General features: G+C 47.1%; 16 protein-coding genes. 12 read left to right on the forward strand and 4 right to left on the reverse strand.

Annotated features, from left to right (window positions below; genetic code table 11):
• Positions 1-2: 2 nt before the first annotated feature.
• The 4 genes from dnaN (at position 3) to B4E62_RS09000 (ending at position 5,114) form a co-directional block, all read left to right on the forward strand.
• The gene (gene dnaN, locus B4E62_RS08985; RefSeq protein ID WP_331351822.1) at positions 3-1,106 is read left to right on the forward strand and encodes a DNA polymerase III subunit beta; all 1,104 of its coding nucleotides are present in this window, start codon (positions 3-5) and stop codon (positions 1,104-1,106) included.
• 33 nt (positions 1,107-1,139) lie between these two features.
• On the forward strand, positions 1,140-2,237 hold the full coding sequence (recF, locus tag B4E62_RS08990; RefSeq protein WP_331351823.1) for a DNA replication/repair protein RecF: 1,098 nt from the start codon (positions 1,140-1,142) through the stop codon (positions 2,235-2,237).
• A gap of 94 nt (positions 2,238-2,331) precedes the next feature.
• Positions 2,332-4,752: a DNA topoisomerase (ATP-hydrolyzing) subunit B gene (gyrB, locus tag B4E62_RS08995; protein ID WP_331351824.1), complete on the forward strand. Its 2,421-nt coding sequence runs from the start codon at positions 2,332-2,334 to the stop codon at positions 4,750-4,752.
• A 197-nt stretch (positions 4,753-4,949) separates the two neighbouring features.
• Positions 4,950-5,114, forward strand: coding sequence for a hypothetical protein (locus tag B4E62_RS09000; protein WP_310069131.1), 165 nt, complete (start codon positions 4,950-4,952; stop codon positions 5,112-5,114).
• A gap of 74 nt (positions 5,115-5,188) precedes the next feature.
• On the opposite strand, the gene B4E62_RS09005 is transcribed toward B4E62_RS09000, so the two are convergent.
• Both B4E62_RS09005 and B4E62_RS09010 read right to left on the reverse strand, forming a co-directional pair.
• Complete coding sequence (locus B4E62_RS09005) at positions 5,189-7,741, reverse strand: alpha-amylase family glycosyl hydrolase (protein ID WP_331351825.1); 2,553 nt, start codon at positions 7,739-7,741, stop codon at positions 5,189-5,191.
• Positions 7,742-8,079: 338 nt separating this feature from the next.
• Positions 8,080-8,544 carry an Lrp/AsnC family transcriptional regulator gene (locus B4E62_RS09010; protein WP_331351826.1) on the reverse strand — a complete coding sequence of 155 codons (465 nt, stop codon included), beginning with the start codon at positions 8,542-8,544 and terminating at the stop codon, positions 8,080-8,082.
• Positions 8,545-8,929: 385 nt separating this feature from the next.
• Here B4E62_RS09010 and leuA point away from each other — a divergent pair, with 385 nt between their 5' ends.
• From leuA to B4E62_RS09045, 7 genes are all read left to right on the forward strand, one after another.
• The gene (gene leuA / locus B4E62_RS09015) at positions 8,930-10,597 is read left to right on the forward strand and encodes a 2-isopropylmalate synthase (RefSeq protein ID WP_331351827.1); all 1,668 of its coding nucleotides are present in this window, start codon (positions 8,930-8,932) and stop codon (positions 10,595-10,597) included.
• A gap of 393 nt (positions 10,598-10,990) precedes the next feature.
• On the forward strand, positions 10,991-12,241 hold the full coding sequence (locus tag B4E62_RS09020) for an ABC transporter permease (RefSeq protein WP_310069121.1): 1,251 nt from the start codon (positions 10,991-10,993) through the stop codon (positions 12,239-12,241).
• Positions 12,242-12,252: 11 nt separating this feature from the next.
• On the forward strand, positions 12,253-13,512 hold the full coding sequence (locus B4E62_RS09025; protein WP_310069118.1) for an ABC transporter permease: 1,260 nt from the start codon (positions 12,253-12,255) through the stop codon (positions 13,510-13,512).
• Between the two features lie 205 nt (positions 13,513-13,717).
• Positions 13,718-14,446, forward strand: coding sequence for an ABC transporter ATP-binding protein (locus tag B4E62_RS09030; RefSeq protein WP_310069114.1), 729 nt, complete (start codon positions 13,718-13,720; stop codon positions 14,444-14,446).
• A 23-nt stretch (positions 14,447-14,469) separates the two neighbouring features.
• Positions 14,470-15,708 (forward strand): ABC transporter permease, encoded by a 1,239-nt coding sequence (locus tag B4E62_RS09035; protein ID WP_310069113.1) that lies wholly within the window; start codon positions 14,470-14,472, stop codon positions 15,706-15,708.
• Between the two features lie 12 nt (positions 15,709-15,720).
• Positions 15,721-16,986: an ABC transporter permease gene (locus B4E62_RS09040; protein ID WP_310069111.1), complete on the forward strand. Its 1,266-nt coding sequence runs from the start codon at positions 15,721-15,723 to the stop codon at positions 16,984-16,986.
• Positions 16,987-17,036: 50 nt separating this feature from the next.
• The gene (locus B4E62_RS09045; protein ID WP_310069110.1) at positions 17,037-18,110 is read left to right on the forward strand and encodes an efflux RND transporter periplasmic adaptor subunit; all 1,074 of its coding nucleotides are present in this window, start codon (positions 17,037-17,039) and stop codon (positions 18,108-18,110) included.
• Between the two features lie 54 nt (positions 18,111-18,164).
• Here the strand turns inward: B4E62_RS09045 and B4E62_RS09050 are convergent, their stop codons facing one another.
• Together B4E62_RS09050 and B4E62_RS09055 are read right to left on the reverse strand one after the other, a co-directional pair.
• Positions 18,165-18,896: a helix-turn-helix transcriptional regulator gene (locus B4E62_RS09050; protein ID WP_310069106.1), complete on the reverse strand. Its 732-nt coding sequence runs from the start codon at positions 18,894-18,896 to the stop codon at positions 18,165-18,167.
• A gap of 201 nt (positions 18,897-19,097) precedes the next feature.
• On the reverse strand, positions 19,098-19,847 hold the full coding sequence (locus B4E62_RS09055) for a hypothetical protein (RefSeq protein ID WP_310069103.1): 750 nt from the start codon (positions 19,845-19,847) through the stop codon (positions 19,098-19,100).
• Positions 19,848-20,095: 248 nt separating this feature from the next.
• Here B4E62_RS09055 and B4E62_RS09060 point away from each other — a divergent pair, with 248 nt between their 5' ends.
• Positions 20,096-26,215 carry a hypothetical protein gene (locus tag B4E62_RS09060; RefSeq protein WP_331351828.1) on the forward strand — a complete coding sequence of 2,040 codons (6,120 nt, stop codon included), beginning with the start codon at positions 20,096-20,098 and terminating at the stop codon, positions 26,213-26,215.
• The last annotated feature ends 4 nt before the right edge of the window (positions 26,216-26,219 follow it).

Below are 26,219 nucleotides of genomic sequence, written 5' to 3' on the forward strand. Positions count from 1 at the left end.
ACATGAAATTTGCCGTATCCCGCGAAGCCCTGCTCAAACCCTTACAACTGGTAGCTGGTGTGGTGGAGCGTCGTCAAACGCTGCCGGTGTTGTCCAATGTGTTGATCCAGCTCAACGGCGATCAACTCTCGCTCACTGGTACTGATCTGGAAGTTGAGATTGTCGGGCGTATTACGCTGGAGCAAGCGGGTGTGTCGGGTGATATCACAGTTCCTGCACGTAAGCTGCTAGATATCTGCAAATCCCTACCTGATGGCAGCAATATTGAATTTTTTCTGGAAGAAAGCCGAATTATGGTCAAGTCTGGCCGCAGCCGGTTTACCCTCTCTACTTTACCGGCGGCAGATTTCCCCAATGTGGAAGACACACCCGGCAACTTGCGTTTCAGCTGTGCCCAACAAGAAGTTAAGCGTCTTATTGAGCGCACTGCCTTTGCTATGGCACAGCAGGATGTTCGCTATTACCTGAACGGTATGTTGTGGGAAGTTCGCCAGGATCAATTGCGTGTAGTGGCTACCGACGGCCATCGTATGGCGATGTGTACCCGCGCAGTAGCGGTTAATACCAGCGATGTTATCCAGGCGATCTTGCCGCGCAAAGGCGTGTTGGAATTATCGCGCTTGCTGGATGATTCTACTGCGCAAGTGGAAGTGGTACTCAGCTCCAATCATATCCGCGTCACGTCTATGGATTACACCTTCACCTCAAAATTGGTCGATGGCAAGTTCCCAGAGTACGAGCGAGTATTACCGCGCGGGGGCAACAAGGTAGTTATAGGATCACGTCTGGAATTGAAACAAGCATTTGGCCGCACAGCGATTTTGTCGAATGAAAAATATCGGGGTGTGCGCCTGCTATTGTCGGAAGGCACCCTGACTATAGTGGCCAACAACCCTGAGCAGGAAGAAGCAGAAGAGCAGGTCACAGTCGATTACACGGGTGAATCGCTTGAAGTAGGCTTTAATGTGAGTTACCTGCAGGATGTTACCAACGTCATCAGCAATGAAAATGTGAAGATCACCCTCTCGGATGCCAACTCCAGCGCCCTGTTGGAAGAACCCGAAAATAGCGATTCCCTCTATGTAGTTATGCCGATGCGCCTGTAATGGCGCATTGGCAGTTCCTGTCTTGCTGGTCGTATGACCTTAAAACGCCTGCTTATCCAAAATCTGCGCAATCTGGAAGGAGTTGATATAGCTCCTTCGCTGCAGGTTAATCTTATCTATGGTGAAAATGGCTCTGGTAAAACCAGTATTCTAGAAGCCATAAATCTGCTCGCTCTCGGTCGGTCCTTCCGTAGCCATAAACACAAACCCCTGATCAATCACCAGCATCAGTCATTTACCGTGTTTGGCCGCGTCCATGCAGACGATGGTTCTGAAGTTCCAATTGGAATAAGCCGAGGTCTGGATGGTGACGCTAGCTTTAAGGCCAACGGTGTACTTGTACCATCGGCCGCAGATCTTGCGGCTTACTTACCAGTGCAAGTGATTAACTCCGATACTTTTTTATTATTGGAAGGCAGCCCAAAAGTCAGGCGACAATTTATTGATTGGTTAGTGTTTCACGTGGAACCTAATTTTTTCCCGGCGTGGAAAGCTATCCAGCGCTGCCTGAAACACCGCAATAGCCTCTTGCGCCGTGATAGAATAGATCCCTTTGAATTGGCCACTTGGGACAAAGAATTAGTCGGTTTAACCGATATAATCCATGAGTTTCGCACCCAATGTATGGCGCAGTTTCAGGAAACCTTTGCCGAATTGTTAAAGGAATTTATCAATATTGATGGTATTGCCCTTGGCTACTATCGCGGTTGGGATAAAGATAAAACCTATGCCGATGTGCTCAATGCGAGTTTTGAACGGGATAAGCGCCAGGGTTTTACCCACTTGGGTAGCCATAGGGCTGATTTAAAAATAACGGTGAATGGTTTGGATGCCGCAGAAGTCCTCTCGCGTGGCCAACAAAAGCTGCTAGTCTGTGCGCTCAAAATTGCCCAGGGCTATGTATTTACGCGGATAACAGGGCGTAAATCGATTTATTTAGTGGATGATTTACCTGCAGAGTTAGATGAAAAACACCGTGCTCTATTGGTTCGTTGGCTGGATACCATGGGCACCCAGGTATTTATTACCGGGGTAGAGCCAGAAACCCTGGCATCCAGCTGGCGCGACAAGACGAAAATAACCCCAAAAATGTTCCACGTGGAACAGGGTAGGGTGACCGAGGTGAGTTAATTACCTGGTTATTATCGAAAGAGATATTACCTAAAGAGATTATGCACAGCTTGTTTATCCAAGCTGCTACTGAACAAAAAAGCGGAGAAATGCTATGTCAGAAGAGAATGTTTACGACTCGTCCAGTATTAAAGTCCTTAAGGGCTTGGATGCGGTGCGTAAGCGCCCAGGGATGTACATTGGTGACACAGATGATGGCTCAGGCTTGCATCATATGGTGTTTGAAGTGGTCGATAACTCTATCGATGAAGCGCTCGCCGGTCACTGTGATGAGGTGCGCGTGGTTATCCACCCCGATGAAACAGTCTCTGTCTCTGACAACGGCCGCGGTATTCCTACCGAGATGCACGAAGAAGGAGTATCAGCCGCTGAAGTAATCATGACCGTACTCCATGCGGGCGGTAAGTTTGATGACAATACCTACAAGGTATCCGGCGGCCTGCACGGCGTGGGTGTATCGGTAGTAAATGCCCTGTCTGAATACCTGAAGCTGACGATCCGTCGCGGTGGAAAGATTCACGAGCAGATCTACCGTCACGGTGTACCCGATGAACCACTCAAAGTTGTGGGTGATTCCACTACTACGGGTACCGAAGTTCACTTCAAACCCTCTGCTGAAACCTTCACCAATATCGAATTCCACTTCGAATTACTGGCCAAACGCCTGCGCGAGCTCTCGTTCCTGAACTCAGGTGTACGTATTGTCTTGAAAGACGAGCGCAGTGGTAAGGAAGAGGTTTACCAATACGAAGGTGGTTTGCGCGCTTTCGTAGACCATTTGAACAAGAACAAAACCACCATTAATAAGATGGTGCACTTCGTTTCGCTTAAACGTGACGACGGTATAGGCGTGGAAGTGGCGCTCCAGTGGAATGATTCCTTCCAGGAAAACCTGTTCTGCTATACCAACAATATCCCGCAGCGCGATGGTGGTACCCATTTGGCCGGTTTCCGCGCCGCGCTAACCCGTGGTTTGAATACCTATATCGAGAAAGAAGGTATCGCCAAGAACGCTAAAGTGGCCACTACCGGTGACGATGCCCGTGAAGGCCTGACTGCAATTATTTCAGTAAAGGTGCCTGACCCTAAATTCTCCAGCCAGACTAAAGACAAACTCGTCTCCTCCGAGGTGAAAACCGCCGTAGAGCAGGAGATGAACGAGCACTTCGGCGCTTACCTGCTGGAAAATCCCCAAGAAGCTAAAGCGATTGTGGGCAAGATGATTGATGCCGCCCGCGCCCGCGAAGCCGCGCGTAAAGCGCGTGAGATGACTCGCCGCAAAGGTGCGCTGGATATCGCCGGTCTGCCCGGCAAGCTGGCCGATTGTCAGGAAAAAGATCCCGCGCTTTCCGAACTCTACCTGGTAGAGGGTGACTCTGCAGGCGGTTCAGCTAAACAAGGCCGCGCGCGTAAGACTCAAGCGATCCTGCCGCTCAAGGGTAAGATCCTCAACGTGGAAAAAGCCCGTTTCGATAAGATGTTATCCAGTGCGGAAGTGGGCACCCTAATTACCGCACTCGGTTGCGGTATCGGTAAAGAGGATTACAACCCGGAAAAACTGCGCTACCACAGCATCATTATCATGACCGACGCCGACGTGGACGGTTCACACATCCGCACCCTGTTGCTGACCTTCTTCTTCCGTCAAATGCGCGAGCTGATTGAGCGCGGCCACATATACATTGCCCAACCACCACTGTACAAAATTGCCAAAGGCAAGCAAGAACAGTATCTGAAAGACGAAGCAGCGATGACCGAGTTCCTGACTCAGGCAGCGCTTGAAGATGCGAGTCTCTACGTCAATCCAAGTGCGCCACCTATCGCCGGTGAAGCCTTGGAAAAGCTGGTGTATGAATACCGCAAAGTGATGGCCACTATCGATCGCTTGTCGCGTCTCTACCCGGCTGATGTATTGGAAAAGATGATCTACTTACCGGCAGTCCGCCCTGAGCATTTGGCTGACCAAGGCCATATGCAGCAGTGGTGCGACCAGATGGCCGCGCATTTCAGTATCGATGCGCGCGCCGGCAGCCAGCGCTACATCATTACTGTGCGTGAGGATACCGAGCGCCACTTGTTTATGCCGCAGGTTGAAATCACTGCCCACGGTATAGCTACTCCTTATCCGTTTAACCACGACTTCTTTGCCTCGGGTGAATACGCGTCCATTGTTTCACTGGGTGAGAAGCTGGAGAGTCTGATCGAAGAGGGTGCCTATATCCAGCGCGGCGAGCGGAAACAACCGCTGTTCAAGTTTGCTGAAGGCCTGGAATGGCTGATGAAAGAGTCGCGCAAAGGCTACAACATCCAGCGCTATAAAGGTCTTGGCGAGATGAACCCGGAGCAATTGTGGGATACCACTATGAATCCGGAAACCCGCCGTATGCTGCGAGTGACTATTCAGGACGCGATTGCCGCCGACCAGATCTTCACCTGTCTGATGGGTGATAACGTGGAACCACGCCGTGAATTTATCGAGACCAATGCACTCGCGGTGGCAAACCTTGATATTTAAAAACTATTAAAATTTATTAATTAATAGTTAATAAAATATATGAAAAAGAAGGCCGAATTTTTGCGAATTCGGCTTTTTATATTCAGAAATGAAATAAAAATTGTCGTCAAATTCACAAATTTTCGATTTTTGCTGGTCTATACTCAGGCCGTAGTGAGTGGTTTTGATGAGATTAACTGCGTAGCGAGATGACTTTGATGACGACCGATAAAAAAACTCCCAAGGTATTATTAACCCAGATTGAAGATGCACTTGAAGAGCGTCAGCGCCAAGACCGGCGCCAATACCGTGAAGGTATTCCACAGGATGTACCTCACGAACGTCGTCGGGGCGACCGCCGTGAACGTAAAGCGGCAAAATAATCGATCAACAATAAAGGGGCTAACAAGCCCCTTTATTTTGCCTGCGAGAAACTACTATTTAGCGCAAGAGGTGTTTATCTCAAGAAAGTCCCGTTAGTACCTATCTTACCGATACCATTCAACACATAAATCCCCGCCGAATAGCTGGCCACACTAAAGCTGATAGTGCCGTTGGTGACGTTGATGCTAGTACCGGTCACCGCATCGCGATAGGTGCCATTCTTAACACCATTGACAGTAATTGACTGGCTACTGCTGGATGCCAACCCCACCACCGCATAACTTCCCTCCGACGATAAATCGCGTACAAAACTCATGCCGGCGCCCCATTCACTCACCTGCGTACTCGGCGCTTTTTGTAGCGCGGGAATGGCGCTGCGGATCTGGTTAAGGCGTTTTATGTGCTGATAGAGCGGATGGCTTTGGGTGGTTGTTAGATTGTCCAGATGGGGACCGAAATAAGCGCGGCCAGTCTGGTCGATAGTATCGCTGTTGCCGGCGATATCCTGTGGCAGGCCGCCCTGGAACATAATCTCTTCGCCGTAATAAAGAGTGGGGATGCCGCGGTTGGTCCAAAGCAGGTTGTAGACCATAGCCGCGTTGCCCATCTCGCCGCCGTAGCGATATTTAAAATCGTTGTCCGGGCCGACATCGTGGTTCTGGAAGAAGGTCACTAACTGGGTGGCGTCGCCGTAGACCCAGTCCATCGCTATCACCCCACCAATACCGCCGAAGTGGCCGCGGGTAACGTTATCGCGGAAGGTGGAGAAGACCGAGAAATCCAGTACCGAGAAACCTGAATCGCCGCCCGCGCGTGGGTCGGCCGGGTTACTGGTGGTGCGCGTATACCACCAGGGGCGGATCACTGCGCTGGCGTTATCGTTGGCGATTTCCGAGCCAAAGCCGGTACCTTTCACCAGATTCTCACCGAATACAAACAGACCGGGTTTATGCGCTTTCCAGGTATTGACGTAACTGAGCAACTCATTGCGCTCGATGTGTTTCACGGTGTCCAGGCGAATAGCATCCACGCCCATATCCAAATACATTTTCATAGCGCCGTTGAGGTAGTCTTTTACATTTTGGCGCCCGGTGGCCAGGTCGATAGTGTCGCCCGCCATATGTTTGCGCTGCAGCGCGAGTGGGCTCTCCCAATCGCCGCCCGACATAAATCCATCCAGGTGATACCAGTTGGGGTCGAGGCTAGCGGCATCTATACCGAAGAAGCGATTGGCGTCATAACCCGCTTTAGGCACAGTCACACCGGTTTTGGGGTCAACTAGTGGGGTTATCCCCGCTGAATCGCTAGTGTGGCGCTCCTTGAACCACTGGGGAGCGACCGGATTATCGTTATCGTCGCGGAAAGTGCTTTTATAATCGCCTAAATTGCCGAGATAAGGTCCGTTAACGATGTTCCCTTGCACCCCGCCAGCTGGTACGTAGTATTTGATTGGCAGATGATCGATCCAGACCGCATTGCGCAAACCATATTGGCTCGAGTGGTTGATCACCACATCCTGGATCACTTTCAAACCTTTGGAATGGGCTGCATCGATAAAATTTTTGTAGCTGGCGTTGGGAGATTCCAAACGCGGGTCAACTTTGTAAAAGTCGTAGGCGTGATAGCCGTGATAATCCAGGCCAGAGCGGTTCTCTACCGGCGGCGTAACCCAGATGGCGGTAAAGCCTAGATCCTTGATGTAATCCAACTTTTGAATCAGGCCTTTAAAGTCGCCGCGCCAATGTGGATCGCCCGCTTTGTAACGGTCGCGGTTGTAATAATTGTTGCTCGCATCGCCATCGTAAAAACGCGCAGTGAGTAAAAAGTAAATTGTCTCCTTGCGGAAATCGCCATTCACAATCCCGGCGATAGAACTCGTTGCGCTGCTACTAGCGCCGCTGGAATTTATTGAAGAAACCGAAGATGAAGTTGACGATAAAACCAAAGACGAACTTACAGAAGATTTTATGCTGCTTGTACTGCTGGAAACATTACTGGAAGAGACAGAGGTAGTGACGGGTGTCAGCGTATACGCAAGCGTTACGTCATTCACCTGTACGCGATAAGTACCCACCAAATTAGTGAAAATATCGCTGCCGTTTTGATTTAAAATCCCATCATTATTGCTGTCGCCGTAATTCACTGCCCAGTTAGTGGTGGTATCAAATTTAAAGCGCTGGCTGGCTTGTCCGTCCAATACAATTTGCGTTGACCAGATGTTATTGGCCACCAAATTCATGGGTGTTGTTGACCATCCATTCGCCGTCCCGCGAAAATTCAGTGCAGAAAAATTCTTGGTAAACCCAATCGAATCGCAACTGCTTACGGCTTGGAGTGCTATATTTTTGCTGCTCGAATTAAACGTAATTTTGTAAGACTGATTAGCAGCAACTGTGTAATCGTTAACGGGATAACTTTCACTCCAGTTGCCAGTGCGATCAATTTTAAAACGCGGATTGGTGCTTGCAGCACCAAAGCTTTGGCAAGTTGAAAATTCCGTTGTGCTAACCGCCGTCAGTGCGGTGATTGCCCAATTATTGGGTGTGCCGCGAAAATACCAATCGGCATGGCAAAGATTGCTGGCCAGCAGTGCACCTGCTGCAACCAGCTTGAGCGGGATATTCATAAAAACCTCGGGTGTTTGAGTCTAAAAATTATTGTTATGGTTAATGGCTCAACGCATAAAAACCACATCCCTGAGCCACACCGTCAGGAATTAACTGCATAGAAAAATAAAAATAAAAACAGGGAAACTAAAAATTCGGGCGCCTAGATAGGAAAGAATCTATAAAGCATTATTGTTGTTATGGCCTGCGGTAATGACAGGAGTATGTGCAAGGAAAAACACCAAGCAAGACTAGTCGGTGGGATTGTGACAAGACAATAAACTGCATACGTATGCAGTTGATGAATACGTATGCAAATAGAAAATAATAAAAATGAAAAAACTAATAGAAGTAAAAACTACCCCACTGGCAATGAGGTTTTATCAATCGGCGATTTCAACACGAACGATGAATGCACCCCGCTAACACCTTCAATCCGCGTTAGCTTCTGCAGCAAAAATTGTTGGTAGGCATCCATATCTTTCACGATGACTTTTAATAGATAGTCTGCAGACTGCCCGGTAATCAAATGGCATTCCAATACTTCGGGATAAGCACCCACTGTTTTTTCAAACAAATCAAACCGGTCGGGGGTGTGTTTATCCATGCTGATCTGGATAAACGACACCAGCGTCAGTCCCAACTTACGTGCATTGAGGAGTGCGACATAGCCGTCAATCAGGCCCGATTCTTCCAGCGCACGCACGCGGCGCAAACACGGGGAGGGTGAAAGGCTGATGCTGTCGGCCAATTCCTGGTTGGAGATGCGACCATTCTGTTGCAGCGCCTCCAGTATCAAACGGTCATAGCGGTCGAGTTCCATAGCGGTAAATCTCAATTGATCGATATTAAATTTCAACAAATAGTGTTTTTTAGAAATAATATTGCTCTATTGTCGATATTAACACAAGCTCCGCAATCATCTGCCAATCTCTTCTGCCTATACTGAGCACATGTTGATATAAGCCGTGCGCTATCCGCGCCGGTGCGGGGTTCCTGTCAGTGCAACCGCACATCAGGGAACCGGTAGCCGATAACCCTCAGCTGCCAATCCAGTCCAGGCTTAATCAACCATAACCACAAGAACTACTACAGCTCATGGGAACCTCTGGATAATTGCTTACCCGGTGGATTATTCAGAGGTTCTCCATACATCTCTTTATACAGTTCTTAATTTTTAGCCCAAGCACAAAATTCCGGAGTCGATCATGCTTGCCAACCCATCCAGCAAATACCAGCGTTTTGTCGGCGTCTCCTTGCCCGACCGCCAATGGCCGAATAAGCACATTGAAAAACCGCCGATCTGGATGAGCACCGACCTGCGCGATGGCAATCAGGCGCTGATCGACCCTATGTCCGTTGCCACCAAATTGCGTATGTTTAAAGAATTGGTGGCGATTGGCTTTAAGGAAATCGAAATTGGGTTTCCCTCCGCCAGTGAAATCGATTACAACTTCACTCGCCAATTGATCGAAGAAAATTTAATTCCCGACGATGTCACCATCGAAGTATTGGTGCAGGCGCGTTACGACTTGATTGAAAAAACTGTTGAAAGTTTGCGCGGCGCCAAGCGTGCGATTTTGCATATGTACAATCCACTCGCACCCGCGTTCCGCAAAATTGTGTACAACACGGATGAAGCAGGCGTAAAAAATATCGCGATACAAGGCACCAAATGGTGCAAAGAATTAACTGCAAAAGCACCGGAAGTGGATTGGACTTTCCAATACTCGCCGGAAGTTTTTTCATCGACTGAAATCGAGTTGGTAAAAGACGTATGCGATGCAGTAGTGGAAATCTGGAATCCATCGCCGCAAAAGAAATTGATTATGAATTTGCCTGCAACGGTAGAGATGAATACGCCGAATACTTACGCCGATCAAATCGAATGGATTCATCGCAATATCAATCGCCGCGATTCTATTGTTATCAGCGTGCATCCGCACAATGACCGCGGTACTGCAGTGGCAGCTGCAGAGTTAGCAGTGATGGCCGGTGCCGATCGGATTGAAGGTTGTTTGTTCGGCAATGGCGAGCGCACAGGCAATGTGTGTTTGGTAACCTTGGCGATGAATTTGTACTCGCAAGGCGTTAACCCCGGTTTGGATTTTTCTGATATCGACCGCATTCGTAAATTGCATGAAGAGTGCACGCAATTGCCGGTGCATCCACGTCATCCTTATGCGGGTGAATTAGTATTTACAGCTTTCTCTGGTTCGCATCAAGACGCGATCAAAAAAGGTTTCGCGGTACAGAAAAAAGATGCTTTATGGGAAGTCCCTTATTTGCCAATTGATCCGGCCGATTTGAATCGCAGTTACGATGCGGTTGTGCGTGTCAATGCGCAATCGGGCAAAGGTGGTGTGAGTTTCTTGTTGCAACAAGAAGCCGGGTTGCAATTGCCACGGCGCTTGCAAATTGAATTCAGCGGCGCCGTGCAAAAGGTGAGTGATAGCACTGGCAAAGAAGTGAAAGCTTCAGACATTGTGAAAATTTTTAACGATGAATATTTATCCGTAACTACACCCATAACTTATCAATCGAGCAAATTCAGCGAGCAGGACGATACGCATCAGGTTGATATTGTTATTCACGCGCAACACCAGGATAAAACCGTGCAAATCAGCGGCAGCGGTAACGGCCCCATCGATGCAGCCGCTCACGCAATCAGCCAATTTATCGACGGCGAAGTGAGCGTGATTGACTACCACGAACACTCAGTGGGCGAAGGCTCGGATGTTGCTGCGGTCACTTATGTAGAAATCAAAGTGAAAAATGGCAAACCGGTTTACGGTGTAGGGCAGGATCGCAACATTATTACTTCAGCAGTAAAAGCGCTGATTAATGGTGTGAATCGCAGTGGGGCGGTTAGTTAATAATCTCTGCCATAAAATTCGAAAAGCGCTGCCGGTGAAAATTGGCTGCGTTTTTTTTGAATCCAAAAACAACAATGCTGCATCCAATCAATCGAGAAAATCATATTCCCATACCCCCCCAACCTGGGAATCTGGTTTTCTTCTTAACCCCGGTAGCGGTAGCTGCCGGGGGTTTTTACCTTTGGTAAGCCATAGCCTCCGTTGATAATCGTCTGGCACCGCTGATAGTCAAAAATACCCAGATAGCGAACTCTGTGTTAATTTGCCGTTCTTACTCGCGCGGCATATAAGTCTGCCGCAAATAATATTTGGGGAAGTGAATCCAACAGGATGAAGGGCGCGTCAAACCTGACAAGCTCCTGCGCACTCACCGCCACTCGATTGGGAAATCATATGGATAGCCTGCAAGAAATCCTTTACACGTTGCGCCAGAACAAACTGCGCACCGGGCTGACGGCCTTTGGTGTCTTCTGGGGCATCCTTATGTTGATCCTGCTGCTCGGTGCCGGGCGGGGGATGGAAAAAGCCTTTGCCGATGGTTGGAGTAACGATGTTGCCGATTCCATCTGGATATTTCCCAGTACCACCTCTGTTCCTTACCTGGGGTTGCCGGTTGGCCGCCAGATCGAACTCAACGAACGCGATATGGCTGCGATCCGTCAGCAAATTCCCGGGGTCCGTTTTCTCTCCAGCGAAAATCCGCTCGGCTCCTTTATCAACTCCGATGTCTCGGTCACCTATGGCCCCAAGTCCGGCAGCTTTGGTGTGTTGGGTGTGGCCGACCAGTATTTCAATATCAAAGAAAAAGTGCGCTTTGATGATGGCCGCCGGTTAAATCGTCTGGATGAAGATAACAACCGCAAAGTGGTGGTGATAGGCACACGGGTGAGCGAACGGTTATTTACGACCCATGCAGAGGCCATCGGCAAAGAAATTCAAATCAATGGTATTTCATTCAAAGTGACGGGATTGTTTTTTGATAAGGGCAACCAAGGGCGGATGTCCGAACGTGTTTATATTCCCGTGACCGCATTTAAAAAAGCGTTTGGCGGTGGGCAGCGGGTAGATTTGATCACCGTGCGACCAAAGCCCGGGGTCGATGCGATAAAACTCGAAGAAGAAATCATGGTCCTGCTGAAACAGCGCCACAAAATTGCGCCAGATGATGTGCGCGCGATTGAAGTCAGCAACAAAGCGCGCGATGCCGCTGAACTCAATGCCATGTTCGCTGGCTTGAATATGTTTATCTGGTTAGTGGGCATTGGCACTTTGCTCGCGGGGATTGTCGGCGTCAGCAACATCATGATTATCACCGTCAAAGAGCGCACCCGTGAAATTGGTATTCGCAAAGCGCTGGGTGCAAATCCCGCATCGATTGTCGGCAGTTTATTATTTGAATCTGTTCTGGTGACCGGTATTGCTGGTTACAGTGGCTTGGTACTGGGCGTGGCCATTCTTGAAGGTGTTTCGGCGTTGCTGACCAAAATGAATGTTGAGTTACCCTTTTTTCGCCAGCCAGAAATTGATATGGGTGTTGCAGTCAGTTCACTGCTGCTGTTGATCAGTGCCGGTGTTATTGCCGGGTTAATGCCCGCCTTGCGTGCAGCGCGCATCACACCCACTGAAGCCATGAAGGCCGAATAAAGGAATTCGTTATGTTTGATTGGGATAAGTGGCAAGAAATTATTATCAGCTTACGTAAACAGAAATTACGCACCGGCTTAACTGCCTTTGGTGTTTTCTGGGGCATTTTTATGCTTGTCATTCTCTTAGGGTTTGGCACTGGTTTTGGAACCAAAATTGAAAATATTTTTGGCGATGCAAAAAGTGTTGTTATTTTTTGGCCATCCAATACGACCCAACTGGCATTTGAAGGTTTGGGCAAAGGCCGCGCGATCAAGTTTACTCCGGAAGATGTAGAGGCGATTCGCCAATCTATTCCGGCAGTTAATCTGGTCGATGGTAAAAACAATCTCGGCAATTTTGGCGCAGCGCAATATATTGTCTATGGCAAAGAGAGCGGTTCATTTTCGGTGGCGGGAACCCATGCCGGTTGGGAGCCATTTGAATTTATTAAATTGCTTGAAGGCCGGTATATCAATCCATTGGATGAAAAAGAAAAACGAAAAATCGCGGTGATAGGAACACGGGTAAAAGAAGTGTTATTTAAAAGCGGCATTAATCCGATTGGCGAGTCGATTGATATCGGCGGTGTTAAATTCAAAGTAGTTGGGATTTACAAATCCAACGAACCTGATGGCTCCCAACAGGCTAATAGCCGCATCTTTCTGCCTAATGAAACCCTGCGTCAAGCATTTAACCAAACGGATGCTTTCCAGGTGTTGTTCTTTTCGCCCAAGCCGGGATTTAGCGCGTTTGATCTGGAGCGCGACGTTAAAAAATTATTGTATGAACGCAAAAAAATTCACCCGGATGATAGCGGTGTAATTGGTGGTTTTAATATGGAACAGAACTATCAACAAAACCGCGGCTTGGTAATGGGAATTTTGGGCTTTAGCTGGATGGTGGCCATAGGCACAATCATCGCGGGTGTTATCGGTGTGGGCAATATCATGTTGGTGGTAGTGAAAGAGCGCACCCGCGAAATCGGCCTGCGCAAAGCCATGGGTGCGACACCGACAAATATCAGTTTAATGATTATTCACGAGTCACTCATTATTACCATGATCGCGGGTTACGCTGGTTTGGCCGCAGGTGTGTTCCTGTTGGAAGGCATTCGCGCTTTACTGGCAAAAATGGGGCAGGCAGATGGCATGTTTTCAGCGCCCTATATCGATATAAAAATTGCGCTGATGGCACTGGCGGTGCTGGTGGTTACCGGTGTATTGGCAGCGCTCCTACCTGCAATCAAGGCTGCGTCGGTTAATCCCATCACTGCACTGCAAGACGAATAAATATTTTTAACCGGTTGAATCCAAGCCGCAAATTAGTGCATCAAAGTTAGCAAGAGTTATCGATAGTCACCAACGGTGACAGTTACGGATAGTGAATACTGACACTTGTCATCAGAGTGTTAAGCCCGGGTAAAAAAGCCGGTAAGCGCTTGAAAAATCATTAAGCTGGCCTGTGCAATCACCGCGCACAGCAAAGGAAACGAGCATGATCAAATTAACGAATATCCATAAATACTATCATTCTGGCGAACAGCCACTGCATGTATTAAAAGGCATCGACCTGCATATCCGCGAAGGCGAGTTGGTATCGATTATGGGTTCCTCGGGTTCGGGTAAATCAACCCTGCTCAATATACTCGGTATTCTGGATACGCACGATAACGGAGATTATTTTCTCGCCGGGCGCGAAGTCAAAAACCTCAAAGAAAAAACTGCTGCAAAAATGCGCAATGAATTATTGGGTTTTGTTTTCCAGTCGTTCAATTTATTGCCGTTTAAAAACGCTACGGAAAATGTGGCGCTGCCACTTTATTACCAGGGCGTTGGTCGCAAAGAGCGCAATTACCGCGCCGATCAATATCTGGAAATGGTTGGCTTGAGTAGCCGCGCTAAACATATGCCGAATGAATTATCCGGTGGACAAAAACAGCGTGTGGCGATTGCACGTGCATTGGTTACCAAACCGAAAGTCATTCTCGCCGACGAACCTACCGGTGCGTTAGACAGCCAAACTACACAGGAAGTGATGGCGTTGATGAAAGAAGTCCATCAGCTGGGTAATACGATTGTGATAGTCACGCACGAACAGGATATTGCTGACCAAACCCAGCGGCAAATTATTTTAAAAGACGGCCTCATTATTTCCGGCAAGCATCACCATTCACATATTGCCGACGAAATTGCCGATCAGGATGAAGAAGAGATTCTTGGCTAAGAAAATAAGATTGGGTAAACAACATGCTCGATGGTTTGCAAGAAATTCTTTATACCCTGCGCATGAACAAATTGCGCACTGCACTGACGGCCTTCGGCGTCTTCTGGGGTATTTTTATGCTGATTCTGCTGCTCGGTGCCGGGCGCGGAATGCAAAATGGTGTCTATGAGGATTTTGGTTCTGATGTGCTCGATTTTATCGTCGCCTATACCGGCACTACATCTGTTGCCTACAAAGGCATGGGCTTGGGTCGGCAAATACAATTGACGCTTGAGGATGTGGAAGCCATCAAACAACAAATTCCCGGCGTGCGTTTTATTGCCGCCGAAAGCCAGCGCGAAGGTGTGTCTATTGTTTATGGGCGTAAAAATGCGAGCTTTGCGGTGTTGGGTGTGCCCGATGAATATTTCGATGTAAAAGAAAGCATTCCATTTAATCTGGGGCGCAAAATAAATCCGCTCGATGAACAGGAGCTGCGCAAAATTACGGTAATTGGCAGTGTGGTTGCCGAGCGGCTATTTGGCAAGGACGTTGATCCGGTAAATAAAGATGTGCGCGTCAACGGCGTGATGATGAAAGTGGTTGGCGTTTTTTATGATAAAGGCAATCGCGGCCGTGATTCAGAGCGCATTTATATTCCGCAGCCCACTTTCCAGAAAATATTTGGTGAGAGCAATCGTATCGGTTCGATTTGGTTGCGGCCAGAAATAGGTTTGGATGGTTTTGCGTTGGAGAAAAGTGTTATTGAATTATTGCAGCGCCGTCATTCGGTATCACCGGAAGATAAACGCGCAGTTCGCTCATTCAATATGGCGGAACCGGCAAAAATGGTGAACGGATTATTTTTCGGTATCAATGCGCTGATTTGGTTTGTCGGCTTGGGTACCTTGATGGCAGGTATTGTCGGTGTGAGCAATATCATGATTATTACCGTCAAAGAGCGCACCCGTGAAATTGGTATCCGCAAGGCGCTGGGTGCTACACCTTTTAGTATTGTTGGCACCCTGTTGTTTGAATCGATTTTAGTCACTGGTATTGCAGGTTATGCCGGGTTGGTATTGGGTGTGGGCTTAATTGAATTGATTTCGTTTGGATTAAATTCTGCGGGCGCACAACTGCCGTTCTTTAAAGATCCGGAAATTAATTTTCAGGTAGCGATTACGGCTATTGTATTGCTGGTGGTTGTGGGTGCTTTAGCGGGCTTAATGCCCGCACTGCGCGCGGCGAAAATTATGCCCATTGAAGCCATGCGTGCGGATTAACAGGAGCCACTGATGATTATCGATACGGAAAAGTGGCAAGAGATTTTTAAAACCCTCGGCCAACATAAATTACGCACCGCCTTGACCGCGTTTGGTGTGTTCTGGGGCATTTTTATGCTCACCTTATTGCTCGGTGCTGGCAAAGGTTTGGAAAACGGTGTGAATGAAGGTTTTCCGCGTGTGCCCAATATTGTCTGGGTGTGGGTACAGGGCAATACGCAATTGCCTTATCAAGGCATGCCGATTGGAAGACAAATTGCGTTCAAACCCGAAGATGTGGCCGCGATTGAAAAAAATGTGCCCAGTGTTGGTTTTATCCGCGGGCAAAATTCAGTCGGCATCTGGAGTGGTACACCACCCTATGCAGTGCACAAAGATAAAAACGGGACTTTCTTCGTAGAAGGTATACATGCAAAGATGGAAAACATCAACTCGCTGGCGATGATTGAAGGCCGTAGCATAAATGAGTTTGATGATCGCGAAAAACGGAAGACCGTCATTATCGGAACACGCGTGCGCACGCAATTATTTGCTGAAGGTGAAAATCCGATTGGCGCAGACATCACCATTAACGGCATCAGTTTTAAAGTGGTGGGTGTTTTTAAATCCCTCGCCAATGGCAACCAACAGCAAGAAGAGGAAAAAATTTATATTCCCAACGATACCTTGCGCTACGCCTTTAATCAGGTGGGCTGGATTGGCAGTTTTGTTATCCAACCCAAGCCCGGTTTGCATGCACGCGTCGCTGAGGAAGATGTTAAAAAATATCTGGCCGAACTTAAAAAAGTTGACCCTAAAGATGTAGGCGTATTTGGCAGTTTTAATTTACAAAATGAATTCGACAAAATTGAAGGCCTGTTTACCGGCATTCAGGTATTTAGTTGGGTGGTGGCAATAGGCACCATCATGGCGGGTGCAATTGGTGTGGGCAATATCATGCTGATTGTAGTGAAAGAGCGTACCCGCGAAATTGGTTTGCGCAAAGCGCTGGGTGCAACTCCTGCATCTATAACTGGAATGATCGTACAAGAGGCCGTGTTTATCACCACAGTCGCTGGTTATTTCGGTTTAGTGATCGGGGTGTTGATTCTGGAAGGCATCGCAAAATTATTAGAGGCCGGTGGCGGTAAAGCCGGATTCTTTGGTAAACCAGAAGTGGATTTTGCTACGGCATTTACCGCGTTGGTGGTGTTGGTGATATCGGGTTTACTCGCTTCTTTGATGCCTGCGGCCAAAGCGGCCGGGGTAAATCCCATAATCGCTTTGCAAGACGAATAACCATTTTTTAAAACACACAATTTTTTATCAGCAATCGTAAGAAGGACACCATGAAAAAGTTTATCTGGTATGCAGTGTTGGGTTTGATCGCCGTAGTGTTTATTGGTACCGCCGTGTTTTTGTATAACAAATCCCAGGAGAAGCCGGTTACTTACACCTCGGATGCCGTGTTTAAAACCACTATTGTGAAAAAGACGGTAGCAGTGGGTAAAGTTATTCCACGCCGCGAAGTGGAAATTAAATCGCAAGTATCCGGTGTGGTTGAAAAGCTCTATGTGGTTGCCGGCCAGAATGTGAATAAAGGCGATATCATTGCCAAAATTACCTTAGCGCCCAATATGGTGATGTTGAACCAGGCTGAATCGCAATTGGAAACTGCCAAAATTAATTTGCAAAACGCGACCGATGAATTTGAGCGCCAGAAAAAACTGTTCGCCGACAAATTAATTTCTACTTCGGAGTACAACAAGTTTTTGCTCAATTATGATTTACAACGCGAAGCCGTGACTTCAGCGGAAAATAATCTGCTGTTGATGAAATCGGGCGCCACCAAAAAATCCGATAAAGTCTCCAACATGATTCCGGCTACCGTTACCGGTATGATTTTGGATCTACCCTTTAAAGAAGGTGCGTTTATTGTAGAGACAAGTTCGTTCGGTGCAGGTACTACTATTGCTACACTCGCCGATATGAACGATATGATTTTTGAAGGTATGGTGGATGAATCCGAAGTAGGCAAAATCCGCGAAGGTATGGAGTTGGTATTGGATGTAGGCGCATTGGAAGGGGAACCCTTTACCGCGATTCTTGAATATATTTCTCCTAAAGGTGTAACGGATCAAGGGACCATTAAATTCCAGATTCGCGCCGCCGTGAAACTGAGCGAAAAATTATTCCTGCGCTCCAACTACAGCGCCAATGCCGATATCGTATTGGATAAGAAGGAAAACGTTGTAGCGATCAACGAAGGTAACTTAATTGTGGAAGAAAAAGCCCAGTTTGTTGAGATCGAAACCGGCCCACAAAAATTTGAAAAGCGTGAAGTGAAAACCGGTATTTCCGATGGTATCAATATTGAAATTCTGGAAGGCTTGAAAGAGGGCGATAAGATCAAGCATCGCTAATAAGCAATTGCTCCTAAAGCCATGGTTAACATGGCTTTAGCATTTTCCTAATACTTACCTCTTCATCGCCTCAAACATTTTCAACTCCCAAGGGCGCATCGCTAGCAGTAAACCCAAATGTTGGCGTTTATCCAGCGGCAATTTTGCATCTGCCTGATTCAAGGCTGCTGCCTCCTGGGTCAACTGGTTCAGACGATTTTTAATAATAGCTGCCGATGCTGCCGAATAACTGCCGCGCATATAAAAACGAAAAGCCTGTTCCTGGCTGAAATCTCCCTCCATAAATTCCACAATTACATCGCTGCTCATAAACTGTTCCAACGGTCCGCCGGGAATCCAGCGAAAATCTTGCGCAATCAGCAATTTGTATTTATTGCCGGGCAAAAGCTGCAACATTTTTAATTTGTCGAGCCGCGCCAGTAGTCGGATACATTCGTGTTCTGTGATTTGGTAGTGGTTTATTATGTCGTTGAATGACCAGCCATCGCGGGCGCACACCGCCACCAACAATAATTTTTTATCGGCAATTAATTCTTCTTCCTGTTCTTGCGTCAATTGCGTAAGGCGGTGTTCTTTTTGGGTATTTAATAAAAATAAATCCGAAAGGCTCAATTCCAATAAACCGCAAATTTGTTCGAGCCGCTCCAGCGTAAAACTCTGGCTGGAAAAAATGCGTTTGATATTGGCTTCACTTAACTCCAGCGCCTGGGCTAAATCTTTGTAAGTGAGATTGCGGGCCTTGAGCAGTTGTTTGAGGGTATCGCACAGGGTGGTAATTTGGCTCACAGTAGCGGATTCCTATACTTTTGGTTTCGCAGCAGTCTAACTTATCCAGAAAAATTTACACCAGAGTCTGCGTCGATCACCAAGGAATACAGGCTAACAATTAAAGTCTATCGTCATTAATCGCAGAATAAACTGCTTACCTGAAATAAAAGAGCCGCAAACGCGGCTCTTTTATTTCCAGTGGGTGCTTGAAACCAGAATTTATTTTTTAGTGGCTGCTACTTCCAGCTCCATAAAATAAATCGTTGTAGTACCTTCAAAACCAGAATCTGTACCCATCAGCACCCAAAGACTGCCTTTGTCATCAGTCACAGTTGAATAGGCGCCTTTTTCGGTAATCAGGGTTTTCTTCAAATAGGTGGTTACCACATCGGTTGCGCTGCATTCCTGGCTGTTGGCAAAATCCCCGGCGATAATTGCATCGCTACCACCGGCTGCCTGGTTGCCTTTATCCCAATTCAGCAATAAAAACCCGGTGCCGTCGTTGACTGCTTTAGGTTCATTTTTTGTCGCGCCGACTTTAATCCACACACTATTGCCTGGTGAGCCACCAATGCCGACGCAATTATTTTGCGCGTTAGTGCCAAAGGTTACTTTAAAACGCAGATCGTAGCGGGCGTTGGGTTCAAGCCCATCTACTTGCTTGGTGATAAACATAAACAAATCGTCGCTATGGTTATTGCCAGTGACTTTAAAACCCTTACGGGTAGTTGTTAATGCAGCTGGCAAATTAGCGTGCCCGGAACCCAACTCATAAAATTCTTCTTCACCTGCCGGGTAATCCGCAAATCCTGCCTTCCAACCGGTAATGCCCTCATTGAAATCGATATGTAACATTTTGGTGTTTGGATCTGCTTTGGGAAGATCGTCACTGCCGCAACCGGCAATAAAAAGCACCCCTGCTAAAATTGCGACCAACGGTAATGATTTCTTCCAGTTTCTACTAGCCATAGTGATTTCCTCAAGGGTTATTAGGCTATCTATCCTGAGGGGGCAAGGGGTAGCAAGTCTGTTGGTAAAGTGTTGCCGGTCGTTAAAATTTGTAACTGCCGTTAGATTCACAGCAGGTGCACAGGGCTTAATTTGGGTTCATCTGGGGACATATGCTAATCTAAGCGCCTTTTTCATGAGACTATTTTCCCCACTCTCAAAGTTTTTACTAATAAAATCTTTCTCCGTTTTCGGAAAGGAATACAGGTATGTTGAAGCAATCCCTCCGTTTATTCGTTGTCCTGAGTTTTGCACTTTTTGCCAATCTTCTATGGGCGGCTAAAGCTGTCGATTACACCCCACCCGATTTTATTCCTGACCAAGTGGTTAGCGACGAAAAGATTATCTACCTGCTCAGTAAAAGCAATAAAGCGGTTTATCGCTGGTCTATTGCCACCTCGGCGTATCTCAGTCCGCTTACGGTTGGGTTGGTAAAAGATGATGTTGAATATTTACCGACAACTATTGAGGTTGCACCAGGCCATAGCCGGTTATATATCGGTTATGAGACGGGCGATATTCGCTACCTGGCACTCAGTGGAACAGCAACAGAAAGAAGCTTTGCAACAACTGCTATGCCTATCAAGGAATTGGCTGCGGCGGGAAAATATTTGATTGTTGTAGATGGTACTTCGAACTACGTCGGCAATCGTTATTCATTCAATAATCGCGGTACTATTATTGAGCAAAGCTCGTCTTATTTGGATTTGGTTGATCACCATATTTGGAGCCCGGCAGATTCCAAAGTTTATCGTGTAGATTCGAGTCAGGTCGACGCCACGTCAATCGATCAAAAGACTGGCAGATTTGGCATACGTTCATTTCTATTTTCCACCCATAGCCTTGGCACAAACGGTCCAATACTAAGTATCTCAGCGGATGGGCGTTATTTACTGACACACACCGGGACAATAGCCGCCCCTTTGAGCCGCAATATATTTCTTGGGAATATCGGTGATTGGATAAAAGCAGGAAAATTTTTACCCGATGGCAGTATAGTTTCACTGAGAGGTGTTTTTTATTCCTGGCCCTCGAAAGCCATGTTAAAAATGCACGATGCCAATTTACGCGTAGTAGAGCAGCGCGAATATGCGGGTGAAGTGCTAAATATTTATGGTACTGCGAGCAAATATGCGGTGCTAATGGTGAATAACGAAAAACTGGAAATACATACTTACGTTCCCAACCCTGACAGCGATGGCGACGGAGTTGCTAATGCCACAGACGCATTTCCATTAGATGCAGCAGCCTCGCGCGATGCTGACAAAGACGGTTATCCCGATGCGTGGAATAAAAATCAAAATGCTTCGTCTAGTCCAACGGGGTTAGTGTTGGATGCTTATCCAAAAGACGCCGAGTGCAATTCATTGGCGCAGGGGGATGGCAAATTGTGTAACTATACGGCCACTACACCTGTCTTTACCCCGGATGCAGTGACATCCGATGCTAAAACCGTTTACTTGTTAAGTATTTATAATAAGAAAATATATCGTTGGTCGGTAGAGAAAGGCACTTATATCAGCCCATTAAAGCCGGGCATTACCAGCGGTTATCAACAACTTTTCCCCACGACTATGGCGTTCGCTGAAGACCAGAATCGTTTATATCTGGGTTATTCCAGTGGCGCTGTTAATTATGTCCAACCTTCCGGGTCTTCTACCGTAACTGAGAAGCCCTTTGCCACTGTTGATTCGGCAGTCTCGAAGCTGGTTCCCGCAGGAAAGATGCTGGTGATTCAAGATCAAATTAGCCGTTATAGCTTTGACTCAAAAGCTGTACAGAAAGATAAAAAACAACAATATCCGGACTCGGCAAAATATACATGGGATAAAGTTAACAGTCGTTTGTATTTTCTGAGCTCCAGTTACACTAATTATCAATTTTATTATTTTTTGGTAAATCAAACTTCCGGAAAACTGTCTGAATATAAATCGTCAGCTTTTAACATAAATAATAGTTTGGGAAATTTACTGACCCTGTCACCTGATGCGCGCCAAATCCTGTTGGGTAATGGTGACATCTTCAAAGCGGAGAATCTCAGTCTTTCCCGCTCTCTGGGGCGTCGATCCGATGCGGCAAAATGGTTGGCGGATGGGTCAATTGTGCAGGCGTATTCGCTGGGGCAAAAAATTGTATTGTCGCGCATTGATCAAAGTAATCAGCTGCTTGAAACAACCTCGTTTGATGGCGATTCGCTGGTGGGTATCTTCGGTACCGATAAAGCTTTGGTTGTACTTGCCTTTAGATTTGGCAAGTTGGTCAGCTACGCTTACACACCAAAAGACGATATCGATGGTGACAAGGTTCCTAATGCGCAAGATGCATTTCCCAATGATCCAGCGGCCTCAGTAGACAGTGATAATGACGGTTATCCGGATAGTTGGAATCGTGGATACAATCAATCCAAAAGCACGACCGGATTAGTGCTGGATGCTTATCCAAAAGATTCCGCATGTGCGTTAATAAGCGATGGTAACGGAACGATTTGTGATTACGCTGCAAGAGTGCCTGCGTTTATACCAGATCAAATCATCAATGAAGGCGATATTGTTTATTTGTTGAGTAAAGCCAACAATCGCATTTATCGTTGGTCGATCACTGCGGGTAATTATATTAATCCGCTGGTAGTTGGAACAAAGGAGGGAACTAATACACTGGCGCCAACCTCGTTTGCCATAGTTGCTGATCATCAGCGCGTATATTTGGGTTATTCAAATGGACAAATAAATTATATTAATTTGGATGGTGCCAAAGAAAATTCTTTTGCTATTAAAACCGCCGGGCATCAACAATTAGTTGCAGCAGGAAAATATCTACTCATTAATTCAGCCTATCAATATTCCTCTTCGGGTGAGCTCGGAATTTATGACAAGAGCGGCGCTGCAATGTTCAACGGAGGCAGCTTTTACACCTCCTATACATTCGGTTGGGATGCTGTTAACTCAACAGTTTATTCATTTCGCGATAATACGTCTCCGAATGATTTATTGTTTCGTGTAATTGATCAGGCCACTGGCAATGTCACCGCGAGCGGTGAATCTCCGTACCACGGTGATTACCTTATTAAATCCCCTATTAGGCCATCAACCGATGGCAGTCTAGTCTTACTGGGTAGTGGTGATTTGTACGAACAGAGTCAATTGAAGTGGGTTGGTTCCTTGGGAACGCAAATCGATGACGCGAGATGGTTGGCTGACAACTCGTTAGTGACGATTAAAAACCACGATAGCCTAATCAATCTTCAGCGGCGAGACACCACACTAAAACTGGTAGAAGAAATCAGCTTTGCAGGAATTGGTTTGGGCATTTTTGGTAGTGATAGCAAAATGGTGGTGTTAGCGCTTGATGATGAAGGGAAGTTACAAGCGCATGTTTACTCACCATCTAACGACACTGACGCCGATGGAGTGAGTAATACTGCTGATGCATTTCCAATGGATCCTGCAGCATCGGTTGATACCGATAACGATGGTTACCCGGATTCCTGGAATTCAGGTAAAGACGCTGTTGATAGCACCAGTGGTTTAACGTTAGATGCTTATCCTGTGGATTCTGCTTGTTATCTGTCGGAGCACGGCGACGGCAGCAATTGCGATTACGCAGCGACTATGCCTGAATTTATTCCTGATCAGATTGTCAGTGATGGCGATATAATTTATTACCTCAGCAAAAGCAATGGCAGAATTTATCGGTGGTCTATCGCTGATGAGAAATTTATTAATCCCTGGATTGTTGGTATTACTCAAGGCTTTACTCGTGTTTCACCACGCAAAATGGCCTTGTCACAGGTTCACGGGCGCATGTATTTGGGCTATGAAACGGGGCAAGTTCGGTATATCAATTTAAGTGGTGTTAAAGAGAATGATTTCACTGCAGTAGCTATGTCCGTTAACGGTCTTGCAGCGGTGGGTGATCACTTATTGGTTCAAGACAGCAGCGGTGCTTGGGCAACTCACTATATCTATGATGCAGCGGGTGCACTCACCGATAGCAAAGACTGGAATTATTATTCACGCGAATACGCGTGGGATTCAGTAAATTCTAAAGTCTATTTTTTCCGGGATGATACCAGCCCTAACGATCTCCATTTTGAAGTTATTGATCCAGCCACTGGTATGATCACTCAAGAAGGTGAGACGCCATACCATGGTGCTTACAACACCTCGGGGGTGATTCGTGTTTCGGGTGATGGAACGCGAGTGTTGCTCGGCAGCGGCGATATCTATAACGGTGCAGATCTGACCTGGGCCACGTCTGTGGGTGCCATGGTTGATGCGCGCTGGCTTGCGGATAGCTCTCTGGTCACAGTAAAAAATAGTGGTAATCAATTTGTCGTTGAGCGGCGCGATGCAAGTTTGAGATTGGTTGAACAACGAATTTTTGCTGGCGAAGTATTGGGTATTTTCGGTTCGGATACTGAGATGACTCTGTCCGCTTTTATTGATGGCAAGCTTGGCGCCTATGCTTATGTGCCTAGTGATGACAGCGATAATGACGGCGTAGAAAATACGCTAGATGCGTTTCCGCTTGACCCTGCTGCTTCTGTTGATACCGACAATGACGGCTATCCCGATGCTTGGAATGTTGGTTATACCCAAGCGGATAGCACCTCCAATTTGAATCTTGATGCCTACCCTCAGGACTCTGCCTGTTATCTGCCAGCTCATGGTAATGGTACCGATTGCGACTATGGTGCGACCATTCCAAATTATGTGCCTGATCAGATTGCCAGTGATGCGGAATACATTTACCTGCTAAGTAGCACCAATCAACGAATTTATCGCTGGTCATTGGTGGATAAAAAATATGTAAATCCTTTTGTGATTGGCTACAAACAAGGTTTAGCTACTTCCTTGCCGAAAAAAATGGCACTGTCTGAGGCACATCAACGGATTTACTTGGGTTATGAGTCAGGCGCGATTCGCTATGTGGATCTGGCAACAGGGCAGGAACTGCCATTCGCAAACACCGCAATGGCGGTGAATGGTTTGGCTAGTGTGGGCAACTATCTATTGGCGCAGGATTATAGTGGTGCTTGGGCTGCTCACTATATTTTCGATCAAACTGGCACCATGACAGACTACAAGGATTGGAACTACGCATCAACGGAGTACACGTGGAGCCCGTTAGATTCCAGAGTCTATTACAGTGGTTATTGGGAGGCGGTTGATCAAGAAACCGGAAAGATCACCAGTCAAGGTTCATTGCCTTATGCCTATGGTTACGACCAGCTGGGTACTCGCGTATCGCCAGATGGGTCAATGGTGCTGTTAGGAAATGGCGCTATTTATTCATCCATTGATTTGAGCCTCCAAAAAAATCTTTCTACTTCGCTGCGTGACGCTCTTTGGACAGGCTTCGCTCTCACTACCTTGGAGTATAACCAGCTGAAGGTGCGCAGCCCGATAGACTTCTCTGAGTTGCAAAGTCATCCAGTGACAGGAACCGCATTGCGTATTGTCGCTGATGGTCAATATGCCGTTGTTGTTCATGTCGTAAATGGTGCTGTCCAGTTCAGCCAATTCGCGATTGGCGATAGCGATGGCGACGGCCTGCCAAAATGGTGGGAAGAGTCTAATGGATTAGATGATGACTATGCCGGCGATGCAGCGTTGGATTCTGACGGCGACACTTTAACCAATCTGGAAGAGTATCAAGCCAAAACTAACGCCAGTCTCGTCGATACTGATGGTGATGGGATCAGCGATGGTGACGAAGTGAAAACCTATTTCACCAACCCGATTAAGACTGATTCAGATGCCGATGGATTAACCGATTATGTGGAATTGTTTGATCACCAAACTGATCCACTTAATCCGGATACAGATAACGACACTTACAGCGATTATGCAGAGGTAAGCGTTTATGCCACCGACCCTAAAGATGCGACCTCTGTTCCACCCGCGATAACGACAATGCAGGAATCTTTTGAAGCGGACACCTTGTCGCCCCTTTGGGTGGCTGGCACCAACAACAATGCAAACTGGACCGTCGATATTTCCAGCGCCTTTGCGGGGGCAAATAGCATCCGCTCAGGCGCGGTTGATCATAATCAGCGCAGCTCGATAGTATTTAAAGGATTATTTGCCGCAGGCACTTTAAGTTTTCATGCGCGAGTTGACGCGGAGGGTTGCTGCGATAAGCTGCAGCTTTTTGTGGATGGCGAATGGCGTCTTGAAGTTAGCGCCTATTCTTCACCGTGGGCGCAATACTCAGTTCAACTGACAAGTGGTAACCATGAAATTGAATGGCGCTATAGTAAAGATAGCAGTGTCGTCACCGGTGCTGATGCGGCTTGGATCGATAAAGTAGAATTTACAGCGAACTAAAAAG

The sequence above is a fragment of the Cellvibrio sp. UBA7671 genome (assembly GCA_002483145.1).
GTDB lineage: Bacteria > Pseudomonadota > Gammaproteobacteria > Pseudomonadales > Cellvibrionaceae > Cellvibrio > Cellvibrio fibrivorans.